Origin of the sequence: Streptomyces sp. VRA16 Mangrove soil, assembly GCF_017377775.1 — a bacterium.
Classification (GTDB): Bacteria; Actinomycetota; Actinomycetes; order Streptomycetales; family Streptomycetaceae; genus Streptomyces.
Window position 1 is genome coordinate 514,089 of sequence record NZ_JAFVLN010000006.1, and the last position, 13,579, is coordinate 527,667.

Sequence of the window (13,579 nt, forward strand, 5' to 3'; positions counted from 1 at the left end):
TGAACTCCCTTACGGAAGCGGTGAGATCGGCGGATCACCCTGGTGTCGGCAGGGTGCCGAGCACGTGCCGGGCCTCGGCCATCACGCGGGTCACGAGTTCCTCACAGCTGGGCAGGTCCTCGATCACCCCCGCGACCTGGCCCGACGCCATGACGCCGAGGTCGGTGCGGCCCTCGACCATGGAGGCCTTCAGAAGCATCGGAGTGTTGGCGGCGAGCAGGACCTGGCTCCACGTGAGGTCCTTGCCGTGCTTCATCGCGAGCCCGTCCCTGACCATCTGCGACCAGGACAGGCCGGACAGCTTCTTGAAACCGGCGGCACGCCGGACCGCCTGCAGCAACGCCCCGGCGCGGCTGCCGCCTTCGAGCGAGTCGACGAGGTCCGTCCGCAGCATGCGGTGCGGCAACCCGTCCACGGCGGTCGTCACCGTGACGTCCTTGACGCTCGCCGCGAGGTACTTCGCCTTGACCGCGTCCGGGACGGTGGAGTCGGAGGTGAGCAGGAAACGGGTGCCCATCGCGATCCCCGCCGCCCCGTAGGCGAGCGCGGCGACCAGGCCGCGCCCGTCGTGGAAGCCGCCCGCCCCGACGACGGGTATGTCCACGGCGTCCACCACCTGCGGCAGCAGCACGGAGGTCGCCACCTCGCCGGTGTGGCCGCCGCCCTCCCCGCCCTGCACGATCACCGCGTCCGCGCCCCACGCCGCGACCTTCTCGGCGTGCCGGCGGGCGCCGATGGAGGGGATGACGACGACGCCCGCGTCCTTCAGCTCGGCGATCAGGTCGCGCGAGGGCGCCAGCGCGAACGAGGCCACCTTCACACCCTCGTCCACGATCACCTTGACCCGCTCGCGCGCGTCCCCCGCGTCGGCCCGCAGATTCACCCCGAAGGGGTTGCCGGTCCGTGCCTTCACCTCGCGTACCGCCGAACGGAGTTGGCCGAGCGTCATGGTCGCGGAGGCGAGGATGCCGAGCGCGCCCGCGTTCGCCGCCGCGGAGACCAGCCGAGGCCCCGCCACCCAGCCCATCCCGGTCTGCACGAGAGGGTGGCGGATGCCGATGAGCTTGGTCAGGGGAGTGTCGAGGGTGAACTCGGCGCCGCTCATGAGGACGTGACCTCGCGCTCCCGCAGCGTCGTCGGGTCGATGACCTCACGGATCAGCCGCAGCTCCGCCGCGGTCGGCTCGCGCGTGAAGGGCACCTCGCCGTCCTCCGGAAGCGCGAGCGCGAACCCGGTCGCCTCACGCACCTCCTCGACCGTGACACCCGGATGCACGGAAGCGAGCCGCATCGTGTGATCCGGTGTCGCGAAGTCGAGGACCGCCAGATTCGTGACCACCCGGGGCAACCGGTGATAGCGCGTGGCGGAGGGCCCGGCGGCGGCCGCGCTGTCGTAGCCCACCCCGCTGATCATGTCGACCTTCTCGACGAACACGCGCGTGCTGTGCCGGGGTACCCAGTAACTCACCGGATTGTTCAGCGTGTTGACCGGAGCGCCACGCACGCCGAGCAGCTGCCGGTCGGGGCGCGACCAGTCACCGATGCACGAGATGTTCTGGTTGCCGAACCGGTCGAGCTGGCTGGCGCCCATCATCACGTGCCGGTCGCCGCCGGTGACCATCGCCAGATGCTGCCGGTACGGCAGCCAGCCTTCCGGCGTCCCGTCGAGGCCGACCAGCATCGCCTCACCGTCGGTGAGCAGCAGATCCGGCGCGAACGTCCGCCTGGCCAGACGCGCCCCGACCGAGGGGATCAGGCCCATGGGGCTGGCCAGCACCTCGCCGTTGTCCCGCCAGGCCTCCGCGCAGGCGATCACGCAGTACTCGGCGCGGGTCACAGCCGTCGTGGCGACGGTCTCGGAGGTGGTCATTTCTGCTCCTCGTGCCAGGCCTGTACGGCGCTCTGATACTGCTTCTCGTCGCCGTCCTGCGGCAGGAAACGGGCGGCGAACTCGGGCCAGGGCGTGGTCGCGTACATCTTCTGGAACGCCTCGTCGCGATCGTGGTCGGGAACGCAGGACGTGAAGTGCGCGCCGTTCGGTGTCTCGACGACCCCGGTCACCGCGTGCCGCTTGAGGAGCAGCGACTGCGGCACGACGTCGGCGGCGAACCCGTCGACGAGTCGCTCACAGGAGACGTACGCCGCGTCCGCCGCCTCGCAGAACAGATCGTCGAAGTACGGGTCGGGGCCCAGGTACTGGCCGTTGCCCGTACGGTCCGCCCGGTTCACATGGACCAGCGCCGCGTCCAGCCGCAGGGCGGGCATCGCGACGAACGTCTCCCCGTCCTCGTACGGTGACGTGACCGTCCTGAGGTCCGGGTTCACCCGCATCACGTCCGAGCCGATACCGGCCCTGACCGGCAGGAACGGCAGCCGGTTCGCCGCGGCGTGCAGCCCCCACATGAACATCGCCTCGTCGACCTCCATCAGCTCGAACGCGCCGCGCTGGCGCGCCGCCCGGAAGTTCGGCTCGAGCGGGATGGAGTCGAGCGTCGCGAACGCGGCGATCAGCTTGCGGATCTTCCCGGCGGCGGCCAGCAGGCCGACGTCAGGACCGCCGTACGAGACCACGGTCAGGTCCGTGACATCGCTGCGCAGCAGGGCGCGCACCAGCGCCATCGGCTTGCGGCGCGAGCCCCAGCCGCCGATGCCGATCGTCATGCCGCTGCGCAGCCGGGCGACGACCTCTTCGGGCGTCATCGTCTTGTCGGACATGGTCAGTTGTCCTCCTGCCCGTGTCGGTCGGACTGCTGGTGCTGTTCGGCCTGCGCGCGCTGATCTGGCTGCTCACGTTGCTCACGTTGCTCATGTCGCTCACGCTGTTCGCGGTCGCCGAAGGTGTCGCGGACGCGGTCGGCGACGCCGCTGAGGTTCGCCTCGAACGTGAAGCCCTGCTCGAAGCGGTAGCTGCGGTGGACGTCGACCGGGTCGATCCCGTTCAGCGCGGCCTTCGCGAGTCGGATGAGGGAGCCGTCCTTGCGGGCGATGTCGCGGGCCAGCTCCAGCGCTGCTTCGTGCAGCCGTGGGCGTGGGACGACCTGCCACACCGAGCCGTGGGCGTGCAGCTCGGCGGCCGTGACGGTGCGCGAGGTGTAGAAGAGGGCGCGCATCAGATGCTGGGGGACCAGGCGGGAGAGGTGCGTGGCGGCGCCGAGCGCGCCGCGGTCCAGCTCGGGGAGGCCGAACGTGGCGTCGTCGCTCGCCACGATCGCGTCCGCGTTCCCCACCAGCCCGATGCCGCCGCCCAGACAGAAACCGCCGACCGCCGCCACCACCGGGACCTCGCACTGGTACACCGCCGAGAACGCCTCGTAGCAGCCGCGGTTGGCGCCGACCAGGGCGGTGTGCCCGCCGGCCGCGGACGCCGTCTCGCGCTGCATCTCCTTGATGTCCACCCCCGCGTTGAATCCCCTGCTGTCCTCGGCCGCCGTGAGCACCACGCAGTTGACGTCCGGGTCGCGGCCCGCGGAGCGCACCGCGTCCGCCAGGTCGTACCAACCCCGCACCGGCAGCGCGTTGACGGGAGGGAAGTCGACCGTGACGACCGAGATCCCCTTTTCGGGTGAGGAGGTGGAGACACCCATGGCGTTCAGCTACCTTTCCACCTAACGTTTGTTTGGTACGGCGACGACGTTAGCAGGCGGCGGGAGTCCAGGGAATGGGTGCGAGGGCGGAAGGGGCGGACGCGATGGGCGGGGCGGACGGATCGCGCAAGGGGGATCTGAGCGGGCGGGTCGTGCTGGTGACGGGTGGGACGAGAGGAGTGGGGGCGGGGATCGCGGGGGCGTTCGCGCAGGCCGGGGCGCGGGTGGTGGCGTGCGCGCGCAGACCACCCGAAGTCCCCTTGAAAGGCTGCGAGTTCCTGTCCGTCGACCTGCGCGACGGTGCGGCCGTGCGCGAGATGGTCGCGGGGCTCGACCGGGTGGACGTGCTGGTCAACAACGCGGGCGGGACGTCGTACCGGCTGCTCGGCGCGAGCGACGCCGAGCGGCACGCCCGGGTGATCGAGCTGAACCTGACGGTGCCGCTGACCGTGTCGCTGGCCGCCCGGGAGAAGCTCGCCGCCGCCCGGGGCTCCATCGTGATGATCGGCAGCGTGAGCGGCACCCGCCCCTCGCCGGGCTCGGCGGCGTACGGCGCGGCGAAGGCGGGCCTGGAGAACCTGGCGCGGTCCATGGCCGTGGAGTGGGCCCCGGAGATACGGGTGAACACGCTGGTGCTCGGCATGGTGCGCACCGAACTCTCCGCACTGCACTACGGGGACGAGGACGGCATCGCCGCGGTCGGCGCGACCGTCCCGCTCGGCCGGCTGGCCGAACCGTGCGAGATAGGAGAGGCGGCCGTGTTCCTTGCGTCGGACGCGGCCTCGTACATCACCGGGTCGAGCCTGCTCGTGCACGGTGGCGGGGAGCGCCCCGCGTTCTTGGATGTGGCAACAGCCAATAGGGAGGCGTGAGATGACGGAGCCCAAGGAGTCGGCGGTCGCGGCGGCTGAGGCCGGGAGCGGGCTGTGCGCGGGGCGGGTGGTCGCGGTGACCGGGGCCGGGCGCGGGCTCGGGCGCGCACACGCCCTGGCCTTCGCCGCGGAGGGCGCGAAGATCGTGGTGAACGATCTGGGCGTAGGCCTCGACGGGGCACCGGCCGCCGACAGCCCGGCGGCCCGGGTGGTGACGGAGATACGGGCGTCGGGTGGGGAGGCGGTGGCGCACGGCGGGGACATCGCCACGGCACAGGGGGCAGCCTCGCTGGTGGCCGCGGCCGTCGAGACGTTCGGGCGGCTGGACACGCTGGTGAACAACGCCGGATTCCTACGGGACCGGATGCTGGTGAATCTGGCGGAGGACGACTGGGATGCCGTGATGCGGGTCCACCTGAAAGGACACTTCCTGCCGCTCCAGCATGCCGCCGCGTACTGGAGGGCCGAGGCGAAGGCGGGCCGCAGGCCGCAGGCCCGCGTCGTCAACACCTCTTCGGGGGCCGGCCTGTTGGGCTCGGTGGGGCAGGGGAACTACAGCGCCGCCAAGGCGGGGATCCTCGGACTGACTCTGGTCGCCGCGGCGGAGATGGGGCGGTACGGCGTCCAGGTCAACGCGATCGCGCCGGCCGCGCGGACCCGGATGACGGAGGCCACCTTCGCCGAGACGATGGCCGCGCCGCAGGACGGCGGCTTCGACGCGATGGCCCCGGAGAACGTGTCACCGCTGGTGGCCTGGCTCGGGTCGGGGGCGCCGAGCGACGGGGTTACGGGGCGGGTGTTCGAGGTGGAGGCCGGACGGATCACGGTCATGGAGGGCTGGCGGCCCGGACCGACGGTCGACAAGGGGGAGCGATGGACGGCGGCGGGAGCGGGGGAGGCGGCGCGGGAACTGTTGGAGCGGGCGGCTGCGCCCGGGGCGGTCTACGGGGCCTAGACGCGCACCGGGAGACCTGGTCGCCGGGGGAGCGGAGGCCGGGGTTCGGGCCTAGCGTGGGCGGGTGGATCGTGAGGAGGACAGGGAGCGGTTCGTGTGGGTGGGGCGGGCGGACGCGCTCGCCGTGTGGGAGCGGACACGACGGGACGGCGGACGCGGGGTGCCCCAGCGGGTGCTCGTCGAGGGCGTCGCCGGAGTGGGCAAGACCGCGCTGGTGCGCCGGTTCCTCGCCGACGTGGACCGTGTGCTGTACGCGAGCGGGGAGGAGGTCGAGAAGGGGCTCGCGTTCGGAGTGGTGGAGCAACTGCTCGGCGGCCGCGGCGGACGGGAGTGGAGCGATCCGATCGAGGCGGGTGCCGCGCTGCTCGAAGCGGTCGACGAGGCGCAGGGGGGCGGGAGTTCCGAGGGTGTCGGAGGCTCGGGGGGGTCCGGAAGTTCGCAGGGTCCGGAGGGGGGCGAGGGTCTGGAAGGGGTCCAGGGTCTGGAGGAGGGCCAGGGTCTGGAGGCGGTCGAGGGTTCCGAGAGTCCCGGAGGTTCTCAGGGGCTGGGGGGTTCCGGAGGTGCTCAGGGTCGGGAGGGTGCCAGATGTCTCCAGGGTCGGGAGAGTGCCGGAGGTGCTCAGGGTCGGGAGGTCTCCGGAGGTGCCCTGGGTTCGGAGGGCTCTGGACGTTCTCAGGGTTCGGGGAGGCCGGGCGGTTTTCGGGGTTTGGGGAACGCCGGAGGTTCTCAGGGTCGGGAGGTCTCCGGAGGCTCTCAGGGGTCGGAGGGGGCCGGGCTCGTTGCGGTTGTTATCGATGATGCGCAGTGGGCCGACCCGGCGTCGCTGACCGCGTTCGCGTTCGCGGTGCGGCGGTTGCGGGCCGATCGGGTCGTCGCGATCGTCGTCGCCCGGGATCTGCACCAGGCCGAAGTGCCGGACGGGGTGAAGAGGTTGTTCACCTCGGCGGGCTCGGTGCGGATCGGGCTCGGTGGGCTCGGGCCCGAGGAGGTGCGCAGCCTCGCGGCGCGGGCGGGCGGGGTGCGGCTCACCGCGCGGGCTGCGGCGCGGCTGCACGCGCACACGGACGGCAACCCGTTGCACGTTCTGGCGCTGCTGGCTCAGGAGGGCGAGGCGTTGGTCGCGTCTTTGGAGCGGCCGGACGTCACACCGCCGGCCCCGAGGTCCGTCACCGCGCTGGTCCTCTCCCGTCTGGCCGCGTGCGGCGCCTCCACGGAAGCCCTGGTCAGCGCGGCCGGAGTGTTGGGCAGTCACTGCCCGTTCACGGCGGCCGCCCGCCTGGCGTTCCCGGGGGAGCCCGGGAGACCGCTCACGGGCGAGGGCGAGGGCGAGGGCGGCAGTGGGGTGCCCGGGCCCGGGCCGGAGGCGCTGCTTGCCTTGGAGGAGGCCGTGGGCGCGGGACTGCTGACCGCCCCGCCCGGGAGCGGGGACGTCAGATTCCCGCACCCCCTGGTGCACGCCGCGGTGTACCACCGGCTGGGGCCCGCCCGGAGGTCCGCGCTGCACCGGGCCGCCGCCGACGTCGTCCAGGACCGCACGGTGGCGCTCCGGCACCGGGCGCTCGCGGTGACCGGGACGGACGAGGAGCTGTCGGCCGAACTGGGCGCGGTGGGGCGGGAGTTCGCGGCACACGGTGCCTGGGCGAGCGCGACGCGGCAGCTCGCCGACGCGGCCCGGCTGACGGCGCGGCGCGAGCGGCGCGAGCGGTACACCCTGGAGTCGGTGGAGAGCGCACTGCTCGCGGGAGACGTGGCGAACGTCGCCGATGTCGCCTCCCGCATCGGGGAGTTCGCGCCGAGCGGCTGGCGCAGCTATCTGCTCGGACGGCTGCTCCTGTTCGACCTGGGACGGGCCGAGGCTCTGCTCGGCGACGCCTGGCAGCGCTGCGACACCGGGGGCGAACCGGTCCTCGGGGCCAGGATCGCGGGCCAGTTCGCCGCGCTGTACGGAAGCATGGCGCGGGGCGCCGACATGGCCGAGTGGGCCGATCTCGCGCTGCGCCTGGCACCGCAGGACACGGCGACGGACATGATCCGTTACCTGCGGCTGACCGGTCTCGCGCTGAGCGGCGGCGCCCGCACCGCGCTCGACCGGCTCGGGCCGCTCCCCGATCCGGCCGTAGCCACCCCCGCCCAGCTGGAGGAACTGCTCGGCCGCGGCACGCTGCGCGAGGTCGTCGGCGACCTGACCGGCGCCGTCCAGGACCTGACCGGGGTCTACGCGGCGGGCCGCGGCCGAGCCGCCTCCTTCCGCGTCGTCGCCGCGACCTGCCTCGCCTCCGCCGAACACCGCGCCGGCGCCTGGGACGACGCCCTCGCCCACGCCGACCAGGCCCTCACCCTCGCCGCCGACACCGACCAGCCGCACATCGCCCTGTTCTGCCGGATGCTCGCGGCCCAACTGCACGCGGGACGCGGCGCGTTCGCGAAGGCCGAGGCGCACACCCGGGTCATCACCGAGTACGCGCGCTTCGGGCACACCAACCCCGTGCTGTGGTCGGCGCTCGCCGAGGCCCATATCGCCCGCGCCCGCGGTGCCGCCGAAGAGGTCGCCCTGCACCTGGAACCGCTGCCCGCCCTCGCCCGCCGCGGCGACATCGAGGAACCGGGACTGACCCCGTGGCGGGATCTGCTCGCCGACGCCTGGAGCACCCTCGGCGAGCACAAGAGGGCGGCCGAGGCCCTCACCCCGTACGAGGTGATCGCCACCCAGCGCGGGCATCACGGCGCACTGTTACGCGCCGCCCGAGCCCGCGGCACCCTGGAAGCGGCCCGCGGCGACCCGGCGGCCGCCGACCGCGCCTACCGCCGGGCCCTCAAGCACGCCCCGCACGTCGAGGCCCCCTTCGACCGCGCCCTCGCCCACTTCGCGTACGGCGCCTTCCTGCGCCGCACCGGGAAGCGCAGCCGCGCCGCCGAGCAGCTCGGCCGGGCCCGTGCCGTCCTCGTACGGCTCGCGGCGCGGCCCGATCTGGAGCGCTGCGAGCGGGAGTTGGCGGCGTGCGGCCTCGACACGGGCGGCGGTGAGCGGCAGGAACGTACGGCGAGAAGGCCCGAGGACGCCGCCTTCCTGCTCACTCCGCAGGAGCTGGCCGTGGCCCGGCACGTCACCGCCGGGCTCACCAACCGGCAGGTCGCCCGCGCCCTCGTCATCAGCGTCAAGACCGTCGAGTACCACCTCGGCCGGACCTACGCGAAGCTCGGCGTCGACTCCCGCACCCGCCTCGCCGCCCGTCTCACGCTCCGCGATCCGCTGGGCGCCGACCGGGGAAACCCCTAGGCCGCACCCTGGGGCGCCGACATCCCCCGCGCCCTACGGTCGTGCGCAGAACCGCACCACCGCGCTAACGCAAAGCCGCACATCCACGGGGGAACACCAACATGCTGCTGCGACCGTCACTGTCGCCATCATCTTCACGTTCATCTACACCTTCGTCTGTACCTCCGCCTGTACCTGCACCTGAACCGTCACGGTGGCTTGTGCAACTGCCGCCACCGCCACATTCGCCGTACAGGGTCGTCGTCGACCACGTCGTGCGCGAGCTGGGTCTCGCCGCGGACAAGGTGGCCGCGCATTACGCACGGCCCGCCGAGTACCCGCTGCCCGCGGACCGCTCGGCGCCCGAGCAGTTGCTCGCCGAGCGGTTCTACGACGTACCGGACGACCGCAAGAAGCGGGCCGGTGCCGCCGTGCTGGCCGATCTCGCGGACGGGCCGGGGCGTGCGGCGCGCCTCGGCGGCCTGGCCCACGTCGATCTGCGCTCGCCGGAGTCGGTGGAGTCCCAGGCCCGCCGTCTGCCGCCGCCCGCCGAACTGGCCCTGCCGGTAACGGAGTCGGCGGGTCCGCCGCTGGTCGCCGTGTCCACGGCGCCGCCGCCGCACCACCTCGACCTGCGCGTCCACCAGGTGTGGTGCCACGACGAGACCGACGAATGGGGCTCGGACCCGGTCACGGTCACCGCGGTCCCGGCCGCCCCGGCCGCCACCGCCCACAGGAGCGAACCGCTGGAGCCGGGGCGTTTCCACAGCGGTGACACGGTCGCCTACGCGCCGCCGCGCACCCTGCACCGTGCCGAATTCACCGACGGGCAGCCGGTGTTCGCCCCGCCCGTGTTCCTCGTCCTGGCCACGCAGGACCCGCGCGACGCCCGCGACGGCGACACGCTCGCCGATCATGTGGACCGGCTGTTCGCGCTGGCCCACCGCAAGGTGGCCGCGCTGCTCGGGCAGGACGCCCCGGACGCGGCCTGCGCCGTCGTCGGCGCGGTCTTCGACCGGCTCAGGGTGCGGTTCGGCGACGACACCTTCCGCCCGGCCGTGCTCGTCCCGCGCCCGCTCGCCGGCCCGGCGCAGGTGAGCTTCCACGGCCATGGCGGGCATTACCGGGTGATGTACGACTGGCGGCTCTCCGCCTGATCCGGTGAGCCGCTCCAGAGGGCCGCTCGGGTGGGCCGCCCCAGAGGGCCGCTCCGGCGATCCGCCGCCGTTCGTCAGCGGGAGAGACGGGCGGCGGCCTCGCGCTGTACCTCGGTCATCACGGCCAGGAACCGGGTGACGGTACGCAGATCCTCGGTGCTGAACTCGTCGCACGCCGCCACGACGTCCTTCGCCCACGTGTCGAAGAAGCTGGCCAGCTCGGAGATCTTCTCCCGGTTCAGCTCGATCGTCACACGGCGTTTGTCGGTGGCGTGCTTGGTGCGGCGTACGAAGCCCTTGGCGCTGAGCCGGTCCACGAGGCCGGTGACCGACGCGGGGGCCAGACCGGTGTGCGCGACGAGGTCCTTCGCGGTGAGCGGGCCGTGCTTCACGAGGAGGTCGAGGGTCTTCGACTCGGTCGGATTCAGGCCCTGGGAGGCGGAGACCGCCGTATGGAACATGATCGTGGCGGCGCTGTGCTCACGGCCCGTCTCCATCATGTCGCGGAGCGCCTCGTCCCTGCCCTGTTCTTCCCTGCTCTGCTCCTCGGTCATGAGGTCCAGGCTACCGAATATTTAGTTCGCCCGAAAGAAAGGGTTGCGATCAAGCCTGCTCCGGTGCAACTCTTTCGTTAGTCCGAACGAAATAAATCTCGAGCCCGGAACCAGGGAGCCCTCATGTCCACCGCCGCCGCCGCACCGCCCACCGCGCCGCAGGAAGCGGCCCCCGACCCCCGCCGCTGGGCCGTCGCCGTCGTGATGATGATCGCGGCGCTGATGGACCTCCTCGACTCGACCATCGTCAACGTCGCGATCCCCTCCATCGGCGCCGAACTGCACGCCTCCGAATCCGCCCTGCAGTGGCTCGTCTCCGCCTATCTGCTGGGCTTCGCGTCCACGCTCATCGTCTCCGGGCACCTCGGCGACCGGTTCGGCCGGCGAGGACTGTTCCTCGCCGGCACCGCGGGCTTCGGCCTGGCGAGCCTGGCCTGCGGGATCGCGCAGAGCCCCGGCCAGCTGATCGCCGCGCGCGCCGTGCAGGGCGTCATGGCGGCCGTGCTCGTCCCGCAGGTCCTCGGCTCGTTCCGCACGTTGTTCCAGGGCAAGGAGCGCGGTGCCGCGTTCGGGATGTACGGGGCCGTGGCCGGCTTCGCCTCCGCGATCGGGCTGCTGCTCGGCGGGGTGCTCACCGACGCCGATCTCTTCGGCTGGGGCTGGCGTTCGGTGTTCCTGGTGAACGTACCCGTCGCCGTCGCCACCTTCATCGCCGGCCACGTCCTCGTACCCGCCACCCGCGAGCGTTCCGCGCGCCGCCCCGACCTGTTCGGTAGCGTCGTGCTCGCCGCCGGACTCGTCGCGATCGTGCTGCCGCTGGTGCAGGGCCGCAGCAACGGCTGGCCGCTGTGGGGCTGGGTCTGCCTGGCCGCCGGGGTGCTCGCCGTCATCGGACTCGCGGTCGTCGAGGGCCGCCGCCACGACGGTCGGATCGTGCCCCTGCTGCCCGCACGGGCCTTCAGGCTCCCCGCGTTCTCCGTCGGCGTCCTCGTCCAACTCCTGTTCTCCATCGGCATGCAGGGCTTCTTCCTCGTCTTCGCGATCTGGCTGCAGACGGGTCAGGGCTACACGCCGACGCAGGCCGGCGTCGTCTCCATCACGTTCTCCGCGGGCTGCTTCCTGACCGCGCCGGTCGCCGACCCGCTGGCCGTGAAGTACGGCCGCCTCGTCCTCGCCGCGGGCTCCCTGCTCATGGCGGGCGGATTCGCCGCCGTCTGGTACGCGATCGAGCACGCCGCCGCCGTGCACGCCGGGGCGTGGCCGCTGGTGCCGGGGCTCGTCGTCGCCGGCGCCGGACTCGGACTGCTCGTCGTCCCGCTGGTCAACGTGGTGCTCTCGCCGGTCCCCGCCGAACTCGCCGGTGGCGCCTCCGGGATCCTCTCCACCGCCCAGCAGTTCGGCGGCGCGCTCGGCGCCGCGGTGCTCGGCACGATCTTCTTCGGCCAGATCGGCGGGGGTCTGACCCACGCGCTGACCGTGGCGATGCCGTGGGTCGTCGCCGGGTTCGTGCTCTGTGCCCTGCTCTGCACGGCGCTGCCCCGCAAGGCCGTGATCCGGGACGACGTCTGACCGCGCCGGCCCCGCGCCCCTGAAACTGCGCGCAGCGCAGGCCTTCAGGGGCGCACGGCCGTACCCGGACCTCGCCGAGCCGCACCCGTGAACCGGGCGTCGCTCCCGCCTACGTGTCGCACTCCAGCACGGTCCGGCACAACCCGCAGCGCGCGCGGACGCGCCCCCGCACCGGCACCCGGATCCGCTGGTGACACGTCGGACAGGGGAACGCCACCCGCAGCGCGCCCCGCCCCTGCGCCCCGTCCGCCGAGAACGCGTACGGCCCGACCGGAACCGGCCCCCGCGCCCCGTGGTCCTGCGCGTACCGCCGGTCCTTCGCGTACCGCCGCCGCCCCGCCCACCCGGCCGCCGTCAACGGCGGCTGCTGCTCGTCGCGCCGCGCCTGCGCGAGGCCCTTGGTGTACGCCGTGTACGCCTGCGGGCTGGTGAACCACGTCTCCGGCGCCTCCGCGAACGCCAGCGACCGCTTCGCCAGCACGTACCCGAACTCCTCCGGCGTCAGATAGCCCAGCTTCTGCGACGACGCCGCGTCCTCCCGGTACGCGTCCAGGAGCAGCCAGCCCGCGCCCAGATACGTCGCCGCGGTGTCGGTCAGGATCTCGTTGTCCCGCGTCCCCGGGAACTCCAGGCCGAGCCGGTGCAGATAGACATGCATGACCTCGTGGGCCAGGGCCGCGCCGATGTCCCTGCGGTGCGTACGGAAACGGTCGTTCAGCTCGATGAAGTACTCGGGCCCCGCCGCCAGTTCGACACTCGCCGCGTGCTCCATCTCGCGGAAGCTCACGATCATCCGGGCGTCCGGCAGGTGGTAGTGGCGCACCAGCTCACGGGCCACCCGCTGCGCCCCCATGTGCAGATCGTCCTGGTCGCAGAAGGCCACGTCGGCCGGGGGGACGCTGGTCGCGAAGGTGTGGACGGTGTCGTAGGAGAGGCGCTTGTACAGCGCGGTGATCGCCGATCGCACGGTCTCCAGATGCGGATAGCCGTGCACCACCGGCCCGCCGTTCGCCACGTGCGCACCCCCTGGTGCCGCCGGGCCGTGTCCCTCCGGGGCCCGCCCCCGGACCCGGCGCTCCCAGGGTACGGCGGCCCCGCCTCCCCGGAACAGCACGCGCGACCTCGTCCGACCGGTCCCGGGGGGAGTCGGAGCGACCGGACGAGGGCACGCACTCCTCCAGCGCACACCCCGCCCCATCCGTCACACCCCACCCCGTCCCACCTGCACCGCGCCACCGTCGCCGGAGCCCCGCCCGCCCTCACCAGCCTTGGGCAATCTGCCGCCCGCCCCACCCGCCTTGGCCAATCTGCCGCCCGCCCCGCCCCACCCGCCTTGGCCAATCTGCCGCCCGCCCCGCCCCACCAGCCTTGGGCAATCTGCCGCCCGCCCCACCCCACCCGCCTTGGGCAATCTGCCGCCATGGGCGGCAGGGTGGGCAAGGCGGCACCCCGGCGCGGGGCGAGCGCACCGACCGGCCTCCGCCTCGGCCCCGCCGCACCATCGCCGGGTGCCGCACGAACACGGCCGGTCGCGCGGGTCCCCGCACCCCAGGCGGGCCGCCGGATCCGCCGCGCCGCGCGCCCCCACCAGGCCCCCCCCCCCCACACCCAGCTCCCCCCCGCCAACGCAACC

General features: G+C 73.1%; 11 protein-coding genes. 5 read left to right on the forward strand and 6 right to left on the reverse strand.

The window, feature by feature from the left end:
• Nucleotides 1-34: 34 nt before the first annotated feature.
• The 4 genes from J3486_RS19905 to J3486_RS19920 are packed head-to-tail and all read right to left on the reverse strand — an operon-like array spanning nt 35 to nt 3,583.
• A complete protein-coding gene (locus J3486_RS19905) occupies nt 35-1,105 on the reverse strand; it encodes a nitronate monooxygenase family protein (RefSeq protein ID WP_207821913.1) in 1,071 nt (356 codons plus the stop codon).
• Nucleotides 1,102-1,869 (reverse strand): CoA-transferase subunit beta, encoded by a 768-nt coding sequence (locus J3486_RS19910; protein WP_207821915.1) that lies wholly within the window; start codon nt 1,867-1,869, stop codon nt 1,102-1,104. The genes J3486_RS19905 and J3486_RS19910 overlap by 4 nt, the downstream gene beginning before the upstream one ends.
• Nucleotides 1,866-2,714 carry a CoA transferase subunit A gene (locus J3486_RS19915; protein WP_207821918.1) on the reverse strand — a complete coding sequence of 283 codons (849 nt, stop codon included), beginning with the start codon at nt 2,712-2,714 and terminating at the stop codon, nt 1,866-1,868. The genes J3486_RS19910 and J3486_RS19915 overlap by 4 nt, the downstream gene beginning before the upstream one ends.
• A 2-nt stretch (nt 2,715-2,716) precedes the next feature.
• Nucleotides 2,717-3,583, reverse strand: a complete 867-nt coding sequence (locus J3486_RS19920; protein WP_229378225.1) for an enoyl-CoA hydratase family protein — start codon at nt 3,581-3,583, stop codon at nt 2,717-2,719.
• Nucleotides 3,584-3,687: 104 nt separating this feature from the next.
• Here J3486_RS19920 and J3486_RS19925 point away from each other — a divergent pair, with 104 nt between their 5' ends.
• The 4 genes from J3486_RS19925 to J3486_RS19940 all read left to right on the forward strand — a co-directional run bounded on the left by J3486_RS19925 (nt 3,688) and on the right by J3486_RS19940 (nt 9,823).
• Nucleotides 3,688-4,455, forward strand: a complete 768-nt coding sequence (locus J3486_RS19925) for an SDR family oxidoreductase (protein WP_207822016.1) — start codon at nt 3,688-3,690, stop codon at nt 4,453-4,455.
• A 1-nt stretch (nt 4,456) separates the two neighbouring features.
• Nucleotides 4,457-5,410 (forward strand): SDR family oxidoreductase, encoded by a 954-nt coding sequence (locus J3486_RS19930; RefSeq protein WP_207821920.1) that lies wholly within the window; start codon nt 4,457-4,459, stop codon nt 5,408-5,410.
• Nucleotides 5,411-6,263: 853 nt separating this feature from the next.
• On the forward strand, nt 6,264-8,687 hold the full coding sequence (locus tag J3486_RS19935) for a LuxR C-terminal-related transcriptional regulator (protein ID WP_229378226.1): 2,424 nt from the start codon (nt 6,264-6,266) through the stop codon (nt 8,685-8,687).
• Between the two features lie 254 nt (nt 8,688-8,941).
• A complete protein-coding gene (locus tag J3486_RS19940) occupies nt 8,942-9,823 on the forward strand; it encodes a hypothetical protein (RefSeq protein WP_207821922.1) in 882 nt (293 codons plus the stop codon).
• A 74-nt stretch (nt 9,824-9,897) separates the two neighbouring features.
• On the opposite strand, the gene J3486_RS19945 is transcribed toward J3486_RS19940, so the two are convergent.
• On the reverse strand, nt 9,898-10,377 hold the full coding sequence (locus tag J3486_RS19945) for a MarR family winged helix-turn-helix transcriptional regulator (RefSeq protein ID WP_207821923.1): 480 nt from the start codon (nt 10,375-10,377) through the stop codon (nt 9,898-9,900).
• Between the two features lie 123 nt (nt 10,378-10,500).
• On the opposite strand from J3486_RS19945, the gene J3486_RS19950 reads away from it, so the two are divergent.
• Nucleotides 10,501-11,946 carry an MFS transporter gene (locus tag J3486_RS19950; protein ID WP_207821926.1) on the forward strand — a complete coding sequence of 482 codons (1,446 nt, stop codon included), beginning with the start codon at nt 10,501-10,503 and terminating at the stop codon, nt 11,944-11,946.
• A gap of 109 nt (nt 11,947-12,055) precedes the next feature.
• Here the strand turns inward: J3486_RS19950 and J3486_RS19955 are convergent, their stop codons facing one another.
• Nucleotides 12,056-12,961: a hypothetical protein gene (locus J3486_RS19955; RefSeq protein ID WP_207821928.1), complete on the reverse strand. Its 906-nt coding sequence runs from the start codon at nt 12,959-12,961 to the stop codon at nt 12,056-12,058.
• Between the last annotated feature and the right edge of the window lie 618 nt (nt 12,962-13,579).

Coding starts and splice junctions, on each gene's coding strand:
- J3486_RS19905 (WP_207821913.1), bottom strand. CDS start 1,105: ATGAGCGGCGCCGAGTTCACCCTCGACACTCCCCTGACCAAGCTCATC.
- J3486_RS19910 (WP_207821915.1), bottom strand. CDS start 1,869: ATGACCACCTCCGAGACCGTCGCCACGACGGCTGTGACCCGCGCCGAG.
- J3486_RS19915 (WP_207821918.1), bottom strand. CDS start 2,714: ATGTCCGACAAGACGATGACGCCCGAAGAGGTCGTCGCCCGGCTGCGC.
- J3486_RS19920 (WP_229378225.1), bottom strand. CDS start 3,583: ATGGGTGTCTCCACCTCCTCACCCGAAAAGGGGATCTCGGTCGTCACG.
- J3486_RS19925 (WP_207822016.1), top strand. CDS start 3,688: ATGGGCGGGGCGGACGGATCGCGCAAGGGGGATCTGAGCGGGCGGGTC.
- J3486_RS19930 (WP_207821920.1), top strand. CDS start 4,457: ATGACGGAGCCCAAGGAGTCGGCGGTCGCGGCGGCTGAGGCCGGGAGC.
- J3486_RS19945 (WP_207821923.1), bottom strand. CDS start 10,377: ATGACCGAGGAGCAGAGCAGGGAAGAACAGGGCAGGGACGAGGCGCTC.
- J3486_RS19950 (WP_207821926.1), top strand. CDS start 10,501: ATGTCCACCGCCGCCGCCGCACCGCCCACCGCGCCGCAGGAAGCGGCC.